The sequence below is a fragment of the Bordetella sp. genome (assembly GCF_057362025.1).
Genome location: NZ_JBMQQZ010000049.1, coordinates 1 through 19,154, shown reverse-complemented (window position 1 = coordinate 19,154; position 19,154 = coordinate 1). Strand labels below are relative to the sequence as shown.

Annotated in this window: 12 protein-coding genes; 4 read left to right on the top strand and 8 right to left on the bottom strand. The window is 65.0% G+C overall.

Translation table 11 applies throughout. The features are described from left to right. Positions 1-213: 213 nt before the first annotated feature. The 6 genes from ACO1P8_RS10050 to acnB all read right to left on the bottom strand — a co-directional run bounded on the left by ACO1P8_RS10050 (position 214) and on the right by acnB (position 11,391). The gene (locus ACO1P8_RS10050) at positions 214-870 is read right to left on the bottom strand and encodes a formate dehydrogenase subunit gamma (protein ID WP_486295745.1); all 657 of its coding nucleotides are present in this window, start codon (positions 868-870) and stop codon (positions 214-216) included. Next, a complete protein-coding gene (fdxH, locus tag ACO1P8_RS10045) occupies positions 857-1,807 on the bottom strand; it encodes a formate dehydrogenase subunit beta (RefSeq protein WP_486295744.1) in 951 nt (316 codons plus the stop codon). The genes ACO1P8_RS10050 and fdxH overlap by 14 nt, the downstream gene beginning before the upstream one ends. Positions 1,808-1,816: 9 nt before the next feature. Then, entirely contained in the window at positions 1,817-4,885 is a 3,069-nt protein-coding gene (gene fdnG / locus ACO1P8_RS10040) for a formate dehydrogenase-N subunit alpha (protein WP_486295743.1), read from the bottom strand. 155 nt (positions 4,886-5,040) lie between these two features. Beyond that, on the bottom strand, positions 5,041-5,931 hold the full coding sequence (locus tag ACO1P8_RS10035) for a LysR family transcriptional regulator (RefSeq protein WP_369597680.1): 891 nt from the start codon (positions 5,929-5,931) through the stop codon (positions 5,041-5,043). 140 nt (positions 5,932-6,071) lie between these two features. Further along, on the bottom strand, positions 6,072-8,390 hold the full coding sequence (locus ACO1P8_RS10030; RefSeq protein ID WP_486295742.1) for a TonB-dependent receptor: 2,319 nt from the start codon (positions 8,388-8,390) through the stop codon (positions 6,072-6,074). A gap of 415 nt (positions 8,391-8,805) precedes the next feature. Beyond that, on the bottom strand, positions 8,806-11,391 hold the full coding sequence (gene acnB, locus ACO1P8_RS10025; protein ID WP_486295741.1) for a bifunctional aconitate hydratase 2/2-methylisocitrate dehydratase: 2,586 nt from the start codon (positions 11,389-11,391) through the stop codon (positions 8,806-8,808). A 297-nt stretch (positions 11,392-11,688) separates the two neighbouring features. Between acnB and ACO1P8_RS10020 the strand changes: the two genes are divergently transcribed. Then, entirely contained in the window at positions 11,689-12,279 is a 591-nt protein-coding gene (locus ACO1P8_RS10020; protein ID WP_486295740.1) for a transglycosylase SLT domain-containing protein, read from the top strand. A 12-nt stretch (positions 12,280-12,291) separates the two neighbouring features. On the opposite strand, the gene ACO1P8_RS10015 is transcribed toward ACO1P8_RS10020, so the two are convergent. Then, complete coding sequence (locus tag ACO1P8_RS10015; protein ID WP_486295739.1) at positions 12,292-13,248, bottom strand: LysR family transcriptional regulator; 957 nt, start codon at positions 13,246-13,248, stop codon at positions 12,292-12,294. A 251-nt stretch (positions 13,249-13,499) separates the two neighbouring features. Here ACO1P8_RS10015 and ACO1P8_RS10010 point away from each other — a divergent pair, with 251 nt between their 5' ends. Then, positions 13,500-14,468, top strand: coding sequence for a tripartite tricarboxylate transporter substrate binding protein (locus ACO1P8_RS10010; RefSeq protein WP_486295738.1), 969 nt, complete (start codon positions 13,500-13,502; stop codon positions 14,466-14,468). Between the two features lie 101 nt (positions 14,469-14,569). On the opposite strand, the gene ACO1P8_RS10005 is transcribed toward ACO1P8_RS10010, so the two are convergent. Then, positions 14,570-16,945, bottom strand: a complete 2,376-nt coding sequence (locus ACO1P8_RS10005; protein ID WP_486295737.1) for a DUF3772 domain-containing protein — start codon at positions 16,943-16,945, stop codon at positions 14,570-14,572. 347 nt (positions 16,946-17,292) lie between these two features. On the opposite strand from ACO1P8_RS10005, the gene ACO1P8_RS10000 reads away from it, so the two are divergent. Both ACO1P8_RS10000 and ACO1P8_RS09995 read left to right on the top strand, forming a co-directional pair. Beyond that, positions 17,293-18,354, top strand: a complete 1,062-nt coding sequence (locus ACO1P8_RS10000; protein ID WP_486295736.1) for an ABC transporter substrate-binding protein — start codon at positions 17,293-17,295, stop codon at positions 18,352-18,354. A gap of 27 nt (positions 18,355-18,381) precedes the next feature. Next, positions 18,382-19,154, top strand: a 773-nt coding sequence (locus ACO1P8_RS09995; RefSeq protein ID WP_486295735.1) for a hypothetical protein, incomplete at its 3' end; no start/stop codon positions are given.

Sequence of the window (19,154 nt, the reverse complement as noted above, 5' to 3'; positions counted from 1 at the left end):
CCCCACACTGCGCCGGCAAGCCGGCTTGCTGCCCCCCGAGGGGGTTTTTTGCCTTGGGGCGGCCCGGCGGCAAAAAAAGCCCCCACACTGCGCCGGCAAGCCGGCTTGCTGCCCCGAGGGCGGTTTTTACCCTTGGGGCGGCCTCAAGGCAAAAAAAAGCTGCCCCGCATCGACGCGGCGGCAGCCGTGGTGTGGGGCCCGATGCGTCGGGCGCTACTTACCCAGCGGTTGCTTGCGGACTTCGCGAAACCAGGCTCGATGGTGTTTCCAGGCCCAGCCCCAGGTGACCGTCCCGCGCACCATGGCGCCGAACGATCCCTTCACCCAGATCGCCGCGTAGATATGCACAATGATCGCGCAAATCATCACCAAACCACAAACGGCGTGGAGTACCGACGCGGCCCGGATCACCTCGATGGGGAAGTAAAAGGAAAAATACTGCCGCCAGATGACAAACCCGCTTAGCAGCAGGCCGATCATGCAGACGATCAGCACGAAGTACAGCAGCTTCTGGCCAGCGTTGTAACGGCCGACTTCCGGCAGGCGGTCTTCACGGTTGTAGATCACGTCCCGTCCCCGCTTCAGCCATTCGGCATCCCGGCGATCCATCAGGTTGTGCCGCCACATGCGGGCGGCGAACAGCGCGAAGCACAGGAACATGAACACCCCCACGAAGGGGTGGAGGATGCGCGTCCAGGGTCCGCCGCCGAACAGGCTGGTCAGCCAGAACATGGCCGGATGGAACAACGCCAGTCCCGACAGCGCCAGCAGTACGAAAGTCAGGGCAATCAGCCAATGATTGGTGCGCTGGCCGGGGCTATAGCGCTCGATCAGGCGATGGCGCCCGCTCATGGTTTCATGGTCTCTCATTGCGCGCCTCCTGTTCCGGCGGTGTGCGGCCTTGCGGTCCCACCCCCTCCTGCATGGCCTCTGCCTCGCGTTCATCTTCCTCGCTGACCTCGTTGGGACCCACGCGTACGTAGTGGAAGAATCCCGCCAGCGCGGTCAGCGCGACCGCGGCCAGGCCCAGCGGCTTGGCGATGCCTTTCCACAGCGCCACCATGGGACTGATGGCGGGGTTTTCCGGCAAGCCGTGATACAGCGTGGGCTGATCGGCATGGTGCAGCACGTACATGACGTGGGTGCCACCCACGCCGGCGGGGTCGTACAGGCCGGCCTTGTCGAAGCCCCGCGATTTCAGGTCTTCGACGCGCTCGGCGGCATGCTGCTTCATGTCGTCCTTGGTGCCGAACACGATGGCGCCGGTGGGACAGGACTTGACGCAGGCGGGCTCCTGGCCGACGGCCACGCGGTCCGAGCACAGCGTGCACTTGTAGGCCTTGTGGTCCTGCTTCGAGATGCGCGGCACGTTGAACGGGCAGCCCGTTATGCAGTAGCCGCAGCCGATGCATTTTTCCTCGTGGAAATCCACGATGCCATTGGTGTACTGCACGATGGCGCCGGGCGAGGGACAGGCCTTCAGGCAGCCCGGATCCTCGCAATGCATGCAGCCGTCCTTGCGGATCAGCCATTCGAGATCCCCTTTCGGGTTTTCGTATTCCGAGAACCGCATGACCGTCCAGGAATGCTCGGTCAGGTCGGCCGGGTTGTCGTACACGCCGACGGCCTCGCCGACTACATCGCGCAGGTCGTTCCACTCCATGCAGGCGCTTTGGCAGGCCTTGCAGCCGATGCATTTGCTGACGTCGATCAGCTTGGCGACGCTGCCGGTCACCGGCTCGCGCACGCCCGGCGGTGGCGTAGTGGTGGCCGAGACGCGCTTGATGTCCAGGGATTGCATACTCATCATTCGCTCCTAGGCCTTTTCCACTTTCACCAGGAAGGACTTGAACTCCGGTGTCTGCGAGTTGCCGTCCCCGACGAAAGGCGTCAGCGTATTCGCCAGGAATCCCGGCTTGGCCAGCCCGACGAAGCCCCAGTGGATGGGCACGCCGACGTGATGGACGGTTTTGCCTTCCACCGTCAGCGGGCGTATCCGCTTTGTTACCAGCGCCACGGCCTTGATATAGCCGCGGTTGGACGAGACCTTGACCTGCTGGCCGTTGGCGATGCCCAGATCCTTGGCCAGCGCCTCGCCGATTTCCACGAATTGCTGCGGCTGCAGGACGGCATTGATGCGGCAGTGCTTGGTCCAGTAATGGAAATGTTCGGTCAGGCGATAGGTGGTGGCCACATAGGGGAACTTGTCCACCGTGCCCATGGCTTCGAGATCGCTCTTGAAGACACGCGCTGCCGGATTGCTCGTCACCCCCTTGGCTTGCGGGTACAGCGGGTTGTATCCCAGCGGCGTCTCGAAAGGCTCGTAGTGCTCCGGGAAGGGGCCTTCGGCCAGCCCGTTTCGGGCGAAGAAGCGCGCAACGCCTTCGGGGTTCATGATGAAGGGGCCCATGCCGCCGGCGGGATCCTCGTCCAGCTTGAAATCCGGCACGTCGGCACCCACCCAGCTTTTGCCGTTCCAGGACACCAGGCTGCGCCGCGGATCGAAGGGTTTGCCGGACGGGTCGCAGGAGGCGCGGTTGTACAGCACGCGGCGGTTGGCCGGCCAGGCCCAGGCCCAGTTCAGGGTCTGCCCGATGCCGGTGGGATCGCTATTGTCGCGGCGTGCCATCAGGTTGCCTTGCGGTCCCCATGCGCCGGCGAAAATCCAGCAGCCGCTGGACGTGGAGCCATCGTCGCGCAATTCGGCGAAGCCGGCCAGCTGTTCTCCGGCACGCCGGGTAATGCGCGACGGGTCCTTCGGATCGGCCAGATCCGTCACGGCCTTGCCGCTGTATTCCCTGGCCAGTTCCTCCGGCGTCGGGCTTTCGGGATCGGAGTAAGGCCAGTCCAGGTTGACGATAGGGTCCGGGTACTTGCCGCCTTCCTGCCGGTACATCGTGCGCAGGCGGGTGAACAGCAGCGACATGATCTCGATATCGCTCTTGGCTTCGCCCGGCGGCTCGGCGCCTTTCCAGTGCCATTGCAACCATCGGCCGGAATTGACCAGCGCGCCGTTCTCTTCGGCGAAACAGCTGGTCGGCAGGCGGAAGACCTCGGTCTGGATCTTCGATGGATCTACATCGTTGTGCTCGCCGAAATTGCGCCAGAACTCCGACGTTTCGGTGACCAGCGGGTCCATGATGACCAGCCACTTCAGCTTGGAGAAGCCCTGGATCAACTTGCCCTTGTTGGGCGCCGCCGCCAGGGGATTGAACCCTTGGGCGATGTAGCCGTTCATCTTGCCCTGGTTCATCAGCTCATAGACCTGCAGCATGTCGTAGAGCCGGTCCAGCTTGGGCAGGTAGTCGTAGCCCCAGTTGTTCTCGGGCGTGGCTGCCTTGCCCCACCAGGCCTTCATCAGGCTGACGTGGAACTTGCGATAGTTCTGCCAGTAGCTGAGCTGGTTGGGACGCAGCGGCTTGAGCGCCCGTTTGGCGATGTACTGCTCGAAGTCCTGTTCGCTTTCCACCGGCAGCGTCATATAGCCCGGCAGCAGGTTGGACATCAATCCCAGGTCCGTCAGGCCCTGGATATTGGAGTGTCCGCGCAGCGCGTTCATACCGCCGCCCGCGATGCCGATGTTGCCCAGCAGCAGCTGTACCATGGCGCCCGTGCGTATCATCTGCGAGCCCACGGAATGCTGGGTCCAGCCCAGGGCATACATGATGGTCGCGGCCCGGCCGGCGGAGGCCGTCGTCGCGAGCATTTCGCACACTTGCAGGAATTTGTCCTTGGGCGTGCCGCAGACACGTTCGACCACTTCGGGCGTGTAGCGCGAATAATGCTGCTTCAGCATCTGGTACACGCAGCGCGGGTTCTGCAGCGTCGGGTCCGTCCTGACGTAGCCGTCCTCGCCGCGTTCGTAGTCCCAGGTGGACTGGTCGTAGGCACGCTTGTCGGCGTTGTAGCCCGAGAACAGGCCGGCGTCGAAGGCGAAGTCCGAACGGACGATGAACGAAAGGTCGGTGTAGTTGCGGACGTACTCGTGCTGGATCTTGTCGTTGGCGATCAGATAATTGATGACACCGCCCAGGAACAGGATGTCCGTGCCGGTGCGTATGGGCGCGTAGAAGTCCGCCACGGATGCCGAGCGATTGAAGCGCGGGTCCACGACGATCAACTTGGCCTTGTTATGGGCCTTGGCTTCGGTTACCCACTTGAAACCGCAGGGGTGGGCCTCGGCGGCATTGCCGCCCATGATAAGGATGATGTCCGCGTTCTTGATGTCGACCCAATGGTTCGTCATCGCTCCACGGCCGAACGTCGGGGCAAGACCTGCCACCGTCGGGCCATGTCAGACACGAGCCTGGTTGTCGAACGCCAGCATCCCCATGCTGCGCACGGTTTTGTGCGTGATGTAGCCCACCTCGTTGCTGCTGGCGGAAGCGGCCAGCATGCCCGTGGTCAGCCAGCGGTTCACCGTTTTGCCGTCCGCCGTTTTCTCGACGAAGTTGGCATCGCGGTCCTGTTTCATCAGCTTGGCGATGCGCGTCAGGGCGTCATCCCAGGAAATCCGCTGCCACTTGTCCGAACCCGGCGCCCGGTATTCCGGATACTGCAGGCGATTGGGACTGTGGACGAAATCGATCAGGGCGGCGCCCTTGGGACAGAGCGTGCCGCGATTGACGGGATGGTCGGGATCGCCTTCGATGTGGATGATGCTGGACGTGGCATTCTTGGCGCCGTCGCCAAGGCCGTACATCAGGATTCCACAGGATACCGAACAGTAGGGACAGGTATTGCGCGTTTCGGTTGTCCGCGCCAGCTTGTACTGGCGGACTTCCGCCATGGCCTGCCGGGGCGCGGCCCCGAGCAATGCCAGGCTGGAACCCGCCAGCGTCGCACCCGTCACCTTGAAGAACTGGCGCCGGTTCATGTTGACCATGGCTTTCCCTTCTTGGTTATGTGTAGCAAAACCGCTTTGCATGCCTATGGCGGACTCTTGTGAAGCCGCCAACGCATCGCAGCATAAGGCTGAGCATTGTCCTGCGTCAAACGTTCGCCTTCGGCGCGAGGAAGTCGTCGTCAGGCGCTTGCCCGTCAGCTACCGGCCTTGACGAGAAAGTCGAAAAGATCCCCGGCTGCCATGCGCATGTGCGCGCGATCCCGCGCACAGACATAGAACTGCCGTTTCGCCCAATCGTCAAGTAGCGCGATCTTGACCAATCCCAGCAGGCTCAGGTAGGTATCGGCGATCGGCTCCGGCATGACGGCGATGCCCAGGCCCTCGCGGACCATGCGGCAGCGGGCCTCGTAGTTGGCGACCTGGATCTTTACGTTCAGCGGCCCGCTCAGGGTAGGCCCGACGAGCTCCATGAAGGCCTCGAAGGAGTGGCGCGGAAAGTAGCCCAGGAAATCGTAGTCGCGCGCCTGGTCCAGGTGCAGCGCGGGCGAGTCGGCCAGGGGATGGCCGCGCGGTACCACCAGTACTACATGGTCGCTGCGGTAGGGGTAGGACACCACGCCCGGCGCGGCGCCCGCGGCGTGATAGATCCCGATGTCGACCTCCTGGTCCGACACCATGCGGGGGATGTCGCCGCTATAGGCCTCCACCAGGTCCAGGCGGGATTTCGGGCTGCCGGCCTGGAAAGCGCGGATGTCGGCGGGCAGGAACTCGACGATGGCCGAACGGTTGGCGGCCAGGCGAATCTTGGGAATGCCGTCCGGCGAGAATTCCTCGCACAGGCTTTCGAGCGTGCGCACGCTGGTCAGGATGGCCTTGGCCTTGTGATACAGCGCCGCGCCGGCGGGGGTCGGCTCCACGCCCCGGTTATGGCGGACGAGCAGCGCGGTGCCGATCTGGCGCTCCAGTTCCGCGATCCGCTTGCTGGCGGCCGAGGTGACCAGGTGTTCGCGCTCGCCTGCCTTGGCGAGGCTGCGCTCTTCGACGGCGGCCACCAGCATCTGCAGCGCCGATAGGTCTATCTTCATTGCCATGACGGCCGGCGGCCAGCGCCCGGGACCCAGTTTTCCATGGGCAGAGTGTACCCGCGGGGGCGGCCGCCTAGAATGCGGTTGACCCGGCCCCCCGGAGGCGGCCTGATCGCAGCGCGCCGGTGCGCCGCTCCGGCCTAGAAGTCGACCGCCACCGACAGCTTGACGGTACGCGGGTCGCCCTGGATCAGGTAGCCGCCGTTGGCGGACGACCAGTAACGCTTGTTGGTGACGTTTTCCACTCCCAGCCGCCATACGACATCGTGCCGTTCGATTTTCATGGCGTAGCGCGCGCCCAGGTCCAGCGTCGTCCAGGGCTTGACCTTCTGGGTATTCGCCGTATCCAGGTACTGCGAGCCCGCATGGGTGACGCGCCCCTGCAGGGTCAGGCCGGGAACCCAGGGCAGGTCCCATTCCGTGCTCAGGACCGCCGTGTAGTCGGGCACGCCGACGGCATGGTTGCCCTCGGTCGCCGGGTTCTTGGTATCGCGCAAGGTGGCGTCGATGACCGACACGCCGCCGATGACGCGAACACCCCGCAACGGTTCACCGAAGACGTTCAGTTCGACGCCGCGGTTGCGCTGTTCGCCCGCGACCGAGAATATCTGGGTGGCCGGGTCGGTCACGCCGGTCGGCTGCTTGATCTCGAAAAAGGCCAGGCTGGCGCCATAGGACCCCATGTCCAGCTTCGCGCCGATTTCGTTCTGTTTGGACTTGGACGGCGCGAACGTGGTGTTGGCGTTGATGGCGGTCAGCGGTGCTGTGGGGCCCGGTTGCAGGCCCTCGATGTGGTTGGCGTACAGCGAAACGTGCTGCCAGGGCTTGACCACCAGCCCGTACACGGGCGATGTAGCCGAATCGTCATACTTGCTGTCGACCTCGCCGGTGTAAGCGTAGTTCGTGACGCGCAGCTTCTGGTGGCGCGCACCCACGGTGACGAAGACCCTGTCGTCCAGGAACGAGACGGTGTCCGAAACCGAGATGCCCGTCATGCGGTTGCGGCCCGTCACGCCCGGATCGTCCATATTGCCGCCGGTCAGGATGGTGGGCGGCGAAGGGACTTCCGGCGTGTCGTCCAGGCTGGTGGCGAAGGACGAACCGAAGGTATAGGCGGAGCGCTTTTTCAGGTAGACGCTGGAGAATGCCGCATTCACGGAATGGGTCAGGGGGCCCGTCTCGAACTTGCCGCGCACCCCGCTCATCATGCCGTAGGTGTCGGATACGTAAGGCACGTCCAGGCGGCTGCCGGTGCCCACGCCATCCCCGTTCACCGTCAGGGAAGAATACGAGCCGCTTTCGCGCGCGTGGTTGCCGCCGATGGCCGCATAGGCGGTCCAGCGCTCGGTCAGATCGTATTCCGCGCGCAGCATTCCAAAGGTGTTTTCGGTCATGGAGTACGTCCATGGCTGCGCGTAGTTGTGCCGCGCGGAGGGCGGGCCGGGAATGTCGTCGCCGAGCACCTGCACCATGGGGCGTCCCTGGCTGGTGCGCTGTTTCTGGTATCCCACGTCCAGCGATGCGCGCAGGCGTTCGCCGCGATAATCCAATCCCACGGACCCGAAGGTCATCCGCGTGCTGTCGTCGTCGATGCCCGTGTCGCCCTCGCGCTGCAAGGCGTTCACGCGGATGCCGAACTGGTTGCTGGCACCCCAGCGCCGTCCGATATCCGCGGTGGCGCCGCGCTGCGACGACGTGCCGTAATCCACCGATAGGCGCGTCAGCGGATCGTCGCCGGCCCGTTTGGGCTCGATGTTCACCATGCCGCCCACACCGGATCCGCCCGCGGGCACGCCGTTCAGGAAGGCGCTGGGTCCCTTGAATATTTCGATTCGTTCGGCGCCCTGCGGCGAAACGATCTGGCGCGGCATCACCCCAAACAGACCGCCGTAGGAGATATCGTCGCCATAGAGCGGAAACCCGCGGATGACGAACGACTGGGCATCGTTCCCGTAGCCGCGCGTTACTTGCACGGACGAGTCGTTGCGCAGGACGTCCCCCAGGTCGCGCGCCTGTTGATCCTCGACCAATTGCGATGTGAAGCTGGTCACGCTGAAGGGCACATTGGCCGCATCCTGCTCGCCGAGTATCCCCAGGCGTGCGCCTTTGGCGACCTGTCCGCCAGGGTAGGCGGGTGGAAGCGTGTCGCCTTCCGTGATGGCATTGCCCGTCACCGAAACCGGCGCCATCGTCGTGACCGGGGTGCTGCCCCCGACGGTACGCGAGGCGGCCGGTACAGGCGTTGCCGAGGACTGTACCGGCGCCGGAGCAGACAGGGTCGCGCCCGATGACTGCGCCAGCGCGGAAGCGGGTAGCGTTGCGCTTCCTGCGGCCAGGGCGGTGAAGGCGAGGCGCATGGCCAGGGGTAGGGCGCGGGGCGCGAAGCAAGCCGTCCGCGGCTGCGGCGACACGCTCGGGCCGGCGGGCGATACGGGCCGGGACACGGACGGGTGAGGCATGTAAAGAATTTCCTTGGAGGCGATCGCGCCCCGCACGGGCGTGCAAGGCGCATGAAACAGGCATGCACGCCCAGGTGGACATGCGGGATGGGTTCCCTGCCGCCGGCCGCTCGATGCCCGGGAGCAGGCGTCCGGCAGTATGGAAAATAAGTATTCTCAATAATGCGAAGCATTCGCATTATCTTTAATAAGGCGACAAGATGCAACATCACGCGGCCATCCGTCCTGGCGCCGGCTTCGCCGTGCCGCCACGCCTGTCGCCCGATCCCGCCTCGTTCCGCTACCGCCTCCATGCCGGCGGGCGCGTCGCGCCACAAAGAAAATCGCCCCACAAGGTGCGGCGAGCCGCGCCTTGTGGGGCGAGAGGGCATCCGGGCGGACCGGTGCGATACCGGCCCGCCGTTTCAGCGGTCGATCAGACTTCCACGACGTCGGCGACGTCCTTGTAGTCGTCGATCTTGTCGAAGTTCAGGTACTGGTAGATCTTGTCGCCGTTCTGGTTGACGACGCCAATGTCGGCCATGTATTCCTCGCGGGTCGGGATGCGGCCCAGTTTGGAGCAAATGGCGGCCAGCTCCGCGGGGCCCAGGTACACATTCGTGTTTTTGCCCAGGCGGTTGGGGAAGTTGCGGGTGCTGGTCGACATGACGGTCGCGCCTTCGCGCACCTGCGCCTGGTTGCCCATGCACAGCGAGCAGCCCGGCATTTCGGTGCGTGCGCCGGCGGCGCCGAAGGTGCCGTAATGGCCTTCCTCCGTCAGTTGGCGGGCATCCATCTTGGTCGGCGGCGCCACCCACAGCTTGACGGGGATATCGCGCTTGCCTTCCAGCAGCTTGGACGCCGCGCGGAAATGGCCGATATTCGTCATGCAACTGCCGATGAACACTTCGTCGATCTTGGCGCCGGCAACATCCGAGAGCGTTTTCACATCGTCCGGATCGTTGGGGCAGGCAACGATGGGCTCCTTGACCTCGGCCAGGTCGATCTCGATGACCGCCGCGTATTCCGCATCGGCATCCGGCTCCAGCAGTTGGGGATTGGCCAGCCAGGCCTCCATCGCCTGGATGCGGCGGCGGATCGAGCGCTCATCCTCGTAGCCATTGGCGATCAGCCATTTCAGCATGACGATGTTGCTGTTGATGTACTCGATGATCGGTTCTTTGTTCAGGCGTACCGTGCAGGCTGCGGCCGAACGTTCGGCGGACGCGTCGGACAGCTCGAAAGCCTGTTCGCACTTCAGGTCCGGCAGGCCTTCGATTTCCAGGATGCGGCCGGAGAACACGTTCTTCTTGTTCTGCTTTTCGACCGTCAGCAGGCCCTGCTTGATCGCGTACAGCGGGATGGCGTTGACCAGGTCGCGCAGCGTCACGCCGGGTTGCATCTTGCCCTTGAAGCGCACCAGCACGGATTCCGGCATATCCAGCGGCATCACGCCCGTGGCGGCGGCGAAGGCCACCAGGCCCGAGCCGGCGGGGAAGGAGATACCGATGGGGAAACGGGTGTGCGAATCGCCGCCGGTGCCGACGGTGTCGGGCAGCAGCATGCGGTTCAGCCAGGAGTGGATGACGCCGTCGCCCGGCTTCAGCGAGATGCCGCCGCGGGTGCTCATGAATTGCGGCAGCGTGTGGTGCGTCTTGACGTCGACGGGCTTGGGATAGGCGGCGGTGTGGCAGAAGGACTGCATCACCAGGTCGGCCGAAAAGCCCAGGCAGGCCAGGTCCTTGAGTTCGTCGCGCGTCATGGTTCCGGTAGTGTCCTGGCTGCCGACGGCCGACATGCGCGGCTCGCAGTAGGTGCCCGGGCGCACGCCCTTGCCCTCCGGCAGGCCGCAGGCCCGGCCGACCATCTTCTGCCCCAGGGTGTAGCCCTTGCCGGTGTCGGTGGGGCTGACGGGCAGGCGGAACAGCGTGGAAGGCGCCAGGCCCAGCGCTTCGCGTGCCTTGGCGGTCAGGCCGCGGCCGATGATCAGCGGGATGCGGCCACCGGCGCGCACTTCATCGAACAGGACTTCGGACTTGACCTGGAATTCGGCGATGACCTTGCCATCCTTCAGGGCCTTGCCTTCGTAGGGGCGAAGTTCCACCACGTCGCCCATATTCATCTGCGATACATCGAGTTCGATGGGCAGGGCGCCGGCGTCTTCCATGGTGTTGTAGAAGATCGGCGCGATCTTGCCGCCCAGGCAGACGCCGCCGAAGCGCTTGTTGGGCACGAAGGGAATGTCCTCGCCCGTGAACCACAGCACGGAATTGGTTGCCGACTTGCGCGACGAGCCGGTGCCGACCACGTCGCCGACATAGGCGACCAGGTGGCCTTTTTCCTTGAGCTGGTTCAGGAAGTCCACCGGGCCGACCTTGCCGGGCTCGTCCGGCTCGATGCCGGGACGGGCGTTCTTCAGCATGGCCTGGGCGTGCAGCGGGATATCGGGACGGCTCCAGGCATCCGGCGCGGGCGACAGATCGTCGGTATTGGTTTCGCCGGTGACTTTGAAGACGGTGACGGTCAGGCTCTTCGGTACTTCCGGCCGCGAGGTGAACCACTCGGCGTCGGCCCAGCTTTGCAGCACGGCCTTGGCGTTGGCATTGCCCTTGTCGGCCTTTTCCTTTACGTCATGGAAGGCGTCGAACATCAGCAGCGTGGTCTTCAGCCCCTTGGCGGCGATCGCGCCGACCTGGGCGTCGTCCAGCAGCTCGATCAGCGCGCTGATGTTGTAGCCGCCCAGCATGGTGCCCAGCAGTTCGGTCGCCTTGGCGCGGTCGATCAGGGGACACGATTCCTTGCCCAGGGCCACGGCGGCCAGATAGGAAGCCTTGACCTTGGCGGCGTCGTCCACGCCGGCGGGCACGCGATGCGTGATCAGGTCCAGCAGGAAGGCTTCCTCTCCCTTGGGGGGCGCCTTCAGCAGTTCGATCAGGTCGGCGGTCTGCTGGGCCGACAGGGGGAGCGGGGGGACGCCCAATGCCGCGCGTTCGGCGACGTGTTGGCGATAGGTAGCTAGCATGGATTGCCCTGGTCGTGGTTGGGGAATATCGGCCGCGATTGTAGTATCGCTCGCGGTCAGGGGCAAGCGGTCTTATATCTTATATAAGAGTATCGAGGCTGGCGCGCAACGGCGTGCCCCGCGTCCGGTGTTTAATACGGGGTTCCGGCCCGATTTTCCGGCCCGGGTTTTCGGGCGCGCTTGCTACGCATGCGGCGCGTCGCGCGTTTTCGAGGTCGCTTGTACGTGTTTCGCAACCCCGCTGTCCGATGCGCCCGGATCTGCCTCCTTCGTGGTGCCCGCCCGCGCCTGGCCGGTTTGGCGGCCCTGGTTTTCTCCGCGCTGTGGCTGTCGGGCTGCGCCACGGCGCCCCCGCGCAATCCGGAGGACATCTGCGCCATCTTCCGGGAAAAGGACGATTGGTACGAGGCGGCCCTGGATGTGCAGAAAAAGTGGGGGGTGCCCGTGCAGGTGCCGTTCGCCATGCTGTTCCAGGAATCCGGCTTCCGCTACGACGCCAAGCCGCCGCGCGATTACCTGCTGGGCTTCATCCCCTGGGGACGCGTCAGTTCCGCGTACGGATACGCCCAGGCCAAGGATGAAACCTGGGACGACTACGTCAGCCAAAACAACCGCTGGTTCGCCAGCCGGGACGACTTCGACGATGCCCTGGACTTCATGGGCTGGTACATCGACAAGACGCAGAAGCTCAATGGCGTATCGAAATGGGACGCCTATGGGCAGTACCTGAACTACCACGAAGGTTGGGGCGGCTATCGCGCCAGAAGCTATGCCCGCAAGCCGTGGCTGGTCGGCGTCGCGCGCAAGGTGCAGGCGCGCGCGGACCGTTTCCGCCAGCAGTACGCCGGCTGCAAGGACGAACTGGATTCGGGCTTCTGGCCCTTCTAGCCGGTCCCCGCGCTAGCGGCGCGAAGCCGGGGCGTCGGCCTCGTCGCGCGGCTCGGGGGGCGCCTGGCCGTCATCGTCGGCCAGGCCGCGCACGTGATCGGAGAGCACGCTCACGAAAGCCGTGGCTTCCGCGGTCAATGCACGGCGCGGATGGGTAACGCAGGCAATCTGCCGTATCAGGCGCGGCGAGACCACCTCGTGGCAGTTCAGCCGGCCCCGGCTGGCCCGGTTGCGCACCGCCACGCGCGGCAGCAGCGTCGCATACCGCGTGCGTTCCACCAGCTTGATGATCGAGACGATGGAGTCCATTTCGAACTGGGGCGAGAGGTCGACGTCTTCGGTCCGGGCGAAGCTTTCCAGGATGCCGCGCAAGCCGTGCTGGCGGGTCGGCAGCGCCAGATCCAGCGCTGCCGCCTCGCGAAAGGACAGCGTCGGGCCCAGGTTGTGCGCGTGGCCCGCGCCCGTGACCAGGACGACATCCTCGTCGGCGATATGCTCTACGCTGAGCGAAAGCGGACGGCGAGGCTTGTTGATGAATGCGGCGTCCAGTTGGCCGCCTGCGACCAGATCGGCCAGCGTCGCGCTATAGCCGTCGATCACGGTCACTGTAACCTTGGGATGGCGCGCGTTGAATTCCGCCAGCGCGTCCGATAGCACTCCCTGCGCGACCGAGGCGATCATGCCGACGTTGACATGCCCGTTCAGTTCGCCATCCGTGCGCAGTACCTGTTCGCGCGCGTGCGTGTAGTCGCGCAGGATAGGGAGGAAAAGGCGATACATCTGGCGTGCCGCCGACGTCGGCTGCATCCCCTGCTGGCTGCGTTCGAACAACTTGCGTCCGAGTTCTTCTTCCAGGCGCGCAATCTGCATGCTCAGCGCGGGCTGCACGATATTCAGGCGCCGCGCCGCGCGCGTGACCGTTCCTTCCTCGAACAGGCAGATGAAATATTGGATCTGGCGGAATTCCATGGTCTCTTCGCCCCGGCGCGCTCTACATCATTATTGCTAATGGATGTGATGATAAGGGATATGGGAAGGTGCTGGATCTGCCGCGATCCATCTTGGCTCTCCCTTCGGAGGATCATCATATTAAGTGATCAACACAATAATTAAAGATTAATTGACCTGATATACCCATCTTTCTAGACTGGCCTCGAGCAAGTACCGCCGCACACCGCGGCGGCATAACAGCGTGTCCGCCAAGGACCGAGGAGACAGCATTGACCCACCGACTCGCGCGCCTGCTGGCGCTGACCGTCGTACTGTGCCTGCCCTGGTGCGCCCGGGCGGCCTCTTATCCCGATAAGCCCATCCACATCGTCGTACCCTATCCGCCCGGCGGTTTCAACGACACACTGGGGCGCCTGGTTGCGGCCAAACTGACCGCCGCCTGGCAGCAGCCCGTCATCGTGGAAAACCGGCCGGGCGCCGGGACGATCGTCGGAACATCCACCGTGGCCAAGGCGCCGGCGGACGGCTACACCTTGCTGGTGGCGCAATTTCCCTTCGCTTCCAACCCTTCGGTGTACCGCTCCCTGCCGTACGACACCGGCAAGGATTTCGCGCCCATCGTGCTGGCGGGCCAGTCGCCCATGCTGCTGACCGTGCCGAAGGATTCGCCGATCAGGACCGTAGGCGATCTGGTGCAGGCGGCGAAGAAATCGCCGGCGGCCATCAACTATGGCTCGTCCGGCACGGGATCGTCCAATCATCTGGCCATGGCGTTGTTCGAACGCATGGCGGGCATCCACATGGTGCAGATACCGTACAAGGGCAGCTCTCCGATGATGACCGACCTTGCTGGCGGCCAGGTGCAGGCTGCGTTCGACGCGATCGCCAATTGCTGGGCCTTCGTGCAATCGGGGAAGGTACGTCCTATCGCGGTGGCCGATACGCGGCGCACGCCGCTGCTGCCGGATCTGCCCACCGTGTCGGAGGCGGGCGTGCCCGGCTATGACGTATCGTCCTGGCATGGCTTTGTCGCGCCGGCCGGCACGCCGCCGGAAATCCTCGACAAGCTGAACACGGAAATCAACGCGATCCTGCGCATGGCCGACGTGCGTGAAGCCTTCGCCGCGCAAGGCGTGGTGCCGGCCGGCGGCACCCGCGACGCGTTCACGCAATTCATCGGACAACAGATGGTGAAGTGGCGCAAGGTGGTGGATGAGGCCGGCATCCAGCCGCAATAGCGATATCGCGGCGGTCTCGACATGGCCGCCGGGCACGCGGACAGCCGCCGGCGCGCGGCCCGTTCGGCGATCGACGCTGCTTCGATTGCCTTGCGGCGGGGCTACTGCCCATCTGCTCCCTGTGACGGCTGCGGCGCCGCCGGCGGGCGGGATTCCGCGGCCGCGGACGTCGCCGGCAGCAGCGGCCCCGGCGCGCTGACCAGCATGGTCGGCGGCTTGCCCAGGCCGATGTTGGCCTCTCCCAGCCGTCGCAGGACGTCGAACAGCAGGGCGCTGCGGGTGCCGTAGGCCTGCCGCGGCGAACCGACATAGCCGGTCGCGTTGAACATCAGATTCGTGCCGTCGATACCGTCCAGGAAAACATTCGGCGCGGGCGTCTCCAGGATGTCCTCGTGTTCGCGGAAGGCGGACAGGATGATTTCGCGCGTCCGCGCCGCATCCGTGGACAAGGGCATCGGCAACTTGATCTGCACCAGCCCCAGCGGATTGGCGTGCGTGACGTTGCGCACGGTCTTGGTAATGAACTCGGAATTCGGCACGATCACCGTGGAGCGGTCGCTCATCTGGATTTCCGTGGCACGCACATTGATACGCCGGATATCGCCTTCGACCCCGCCCAGGGAGACCCAGTCGCCCACTTTCACTGGCCGTTCGGCCAGCAGGATCAGCCCCGAAACGAAGTTCTGCACCACCGCCTGCAGGCCGAAGCCGATACCCACCGACAAGGCGCTGGCCACCCAGGCCACCCGTTCCAGTCCGATGCCTACCGCCGACAAGGCCAGGCCCACGGCCACCACCACGCCGACGTAGCCGAACAGTGTCGTCGCCGACGTCTGCATGCCGGGGTCCAGCGTCGTGGTGGGCAGGTAGCGTTTGATCAGCCAGCGTTTCAGGACGCGCACACCGAGCAGGCTGACGAGCAGCACGATGATGCCCTGGACCAGCGCGGCAGGCCGCAACTCGACATGGCCGATCGCCAGGCCGTCCAGCAACTGTTGCGCGCGCTGCAGCAGCTCCACCGGGCCTTCGGCGAACTGGCCCAGAACCATCACGAACGCCACCAGGCCGATCAGCACACGCGCCACGCCCGACAGCACCACGGCTGCCTGGTCGCGGATGCGGGGTTCCTGGCCGTGCTCAGGCGCGTCGGTATCGCGCTTGGACGTGCCCAGCACCGACATGAAAAAGTCGTCGGTCAGGACCGTGAGCAGATAGGCCGAGCTCAGCACGATGAGCGTCCACACCAGCTGCTTCGCGGCGAAATTCCCGAACGCGACATATCCGGTCAGCACCGCGATGATCGCGATGCTCATGCCGACCCACACGGCGCTGACGGTAATCAGCAGCCACAGCGGCCTCGGCGGCGCGCGTCCGGTCTCGGGATCGCGCAGGACGGCCCGCCGCCTGCGTTCCAGTCGCATGAGCGCGGCGGCGATGACCGCCACCAGCAGGAAAGTCACCAGACAGTTCATCGCGATGGCGGGGCTCAGGCTGGCATTCAGGGAAACGGGCAGGCGGTCCAGCACCCACACCGCGACGATCAGGGGTCCCAGCACATGCGGGAACCAGCGCATTTTCCGCGCGATCGCATCCGGAATGTCCGGTAGCCGCCAGGAGGGCCGGGACGGGGATATCAGCGCCAGGCCCAGGCCGGTGACATAGCCTCCCATGCACAGGATGCCGGCAAAGCCGGACACCAGCGATTGCGTGGAGTCCGACAATTGCCCTTGCCAATCCAGGCCTATGTACAAAAGCTGTCCGATCGCGCCCGGCACCAGTGTCGCGACCAATACGACGGTCAGGGCATGAAAAGAGCGGCGCAGGCGGCCCGCCGGCACGCGTGACGCCGTGAACCTCCGCACCACGCGAGCGATCGCGACCGATATCGCGACGATCGTGGCCGCGAGCGCCAGCAGCAGCGCCCATACCCATGCCGGCGTTCCGCTCAGCGCGGCGGCCACTTCGTCGCGCAGGCTGGCGAAGCGGCTCAGGTCGCGCGGCAGGTCGTCCTTGATGTCGTTGCGGAATTGCATGCCCAATATCGACGGCCGGCGCTCCCCCAGTCTGGCCTGGAATTGCGCGCGCCGCATGGTCGACACCATTTCGGCCGTCTGCACGCCTTCCACGGATAACAGCCGGGCCAGCTTGATCTGCGCATCCAGCGTCGACCGGGCTTTCTCCAGGTCGGCGCGTTGGGCCGCGACGTCGCGTTCCTCCTTGCCGGTATCGGCGGCCGGTCCGAGTTCGGTCAGGCGCGCCTGCACCGAGGCAAGTATCGGCGTGAGCTTGTCGGCGATGGCATCGGCCCGGGACTGGATATCGATGGCTGCGGCGCGCCGGCGCAGCAGTTCCGCGTCATCCGTCTGTTCGGCCAGGTTTTTGCGCAACGCCTCCATTTCCTTGCGCGCGGCATCCAGCGACTTGTCGACTTCCTGCTGCGGCGCCGGGGCCTGGGCATGGCTCCACACCGGTGCCATTGCGAGGAAAAGCGCCAAACACAGGCGGATGGCCAACACATGCAAAACGCTGGCGCCGATCCGGCGCGGCTGGACGAGCAACGGCCGGGGGATCGCGGCGCGGCAATAAACACAGCGAGAAAAAGAGGGGGGACGCATCGGGGCCATGCAAGTCAAGGACGCGCGAGCATACCGCGCGAGAGAGTGCACGGCTGCAACAAATTATGCGGCGCGCGGGCAGTGGCGTCAGGGTTTGTCCCGCTTCATCCGGCAAATATATTTAGGATATCTTTTGGGTTTGTATCGGATGCGATACAGGCGGGCGCGCATCCTTGCGCCGCGCGACGGACCAACCAGGGGAATGCGCCATGCAGCGCCGCGAGTTTCTGAAAAAGTCGGCCGTGACGGCCGTGGGTATGTCGGCGGCCGGGCGCCTCTCGCTGGCGACCGCACAGTCTTCCGGCACGTTGGCGATGATGACCTGGGGCGGCCTGTGGGGCAACGGCATGGCGCAGTACGTGGATGCGCCGTTCGCCAAAAGCACCGGCTACGCCATCACGCAGGATCGCGGCCCTTCACCGGTCGAGCGCGTGACCAAGCTCAAGATCAATCTGTCCAGCCAACCCTACGATCTGGTGCAGCTGCACGACGGAGTCGTACCGCTGGCCGAGGCGCAGGGCGTACTCGAACCGCTGGATCCCACGTCTCCCAACCTCTCGTTCCTGAAGGATATTCCGCCGCGATTCAAGCGTCCCGGCTGGGTCGCGATGATCTATTCGGCGCTGGGCATCGTTTACAACCCCAAGGAAGTGAAGAATCCGCCGCGCAGTTACGCGGACCTCTGGCGTCCGGAATTCCAGGGCCGCATCGTCCTGCCCGAGATCACGCACTCCATCGGCCCTTACATCATTCCGATCGGCGCGATGGCGGCCGGCAAGGATCCCAAGGACGAAAAGGCCGGCTTCGACATGCTGCGCAAGATGGTCAAACTGGACCCGATCTGGGCCAAGGACACGGATACCATCATGAGTTCCCTGCAGACGGGCGAGGCCGTCGTTGGGCTGCTCTATAAATCGCAGACCTACACCGTGCGCGAAAAGGGCGGCCAGGCGGAATGGGTCTTTCCCGCCGAGGGCGCGATATCCTATCTGGCGGGCACCGGCATCGCGAAGGGGACGAAGCACAAGGCTCTGGCCGAGCAATACGTCAATATGACGCTGAACCCGGAATACCAGACCTGGGTCGCGAAGGTATTCAATTACGCCGGTTCCAACCCCGCCATGATCAAGCTGCTATCGCCGGAGCTGCAGCAGCGCGTCCAGTTCTCCGACGCGGAAGCATCCCGCATCATCGACCTGGACCAGGCTTTCATTTCGGGGCGTCGCGGCGACTGGACCGATCAATGGAATCGCGTCATCAGCGGCGCCTGAGGCCTACCGGCATCTGAAGGAGCTTGCATGGCGTCCCGGCTTTCCTGGTCGCGGCACGGCGATGCCCTGGGCATCGCCGTGCTCGCGCACCGCGCCTGCGCACGCGGTCATGCCATCCGTCTCACGCCGGACGGCTACGCAGGTCCGGACGCGCTCGCGCTGGCCGCGCGTCGCGCAGGCCTGCCCGGCGCGGCGATCGCCGAGGGCGCGGTATCGCCCGCCTGTGACGAATCCGCCATCGCCTTGCCCCGCATCGTGCTGTATTGCGGCGCTGCCATCGGCTATCCCTACTACGCGTATTACTCGCACTGCCTGTGGAGTCTCGGCCTGCCGTATCGACGCGCCGGCGCGGCCGATATCGCCGGCGGCATTCTGGACGATGCGGACGTCCTGATCCTGCCGGGCGGTTTCGCTACCTGGGGGTTGGACCGCATCGAAGGGCAGGCCGGCGTCGACGACGCGATCCGCGGCTTCCTGGCGCGCGGCGGGGCGGGCATCGGCTCCTGTGGCGGGGCCTATTATTTTTCGCAGGGGCGCCCGCACTGGCTGGGCGTGCTCGACGCCAAGCCACGCTATACCCACGAATACCTGTATACCGGCGCCGGCCTGCTGAACGTCCGTCTGGACGATGCCGAGCTGCGCCGCGATCTCCCGGAAACGATGGAGCTGGCGTACTACCACGGGCCGGTTTATGAGCCCGACCAGCGCCGCGCCCGTGCCGGCGGCCGCTTCGAAAGCCACATCATGTCCACGCGGCTCTTCATCGATAACCCGCTGGACGCCGACCGTTTCGACCGCGT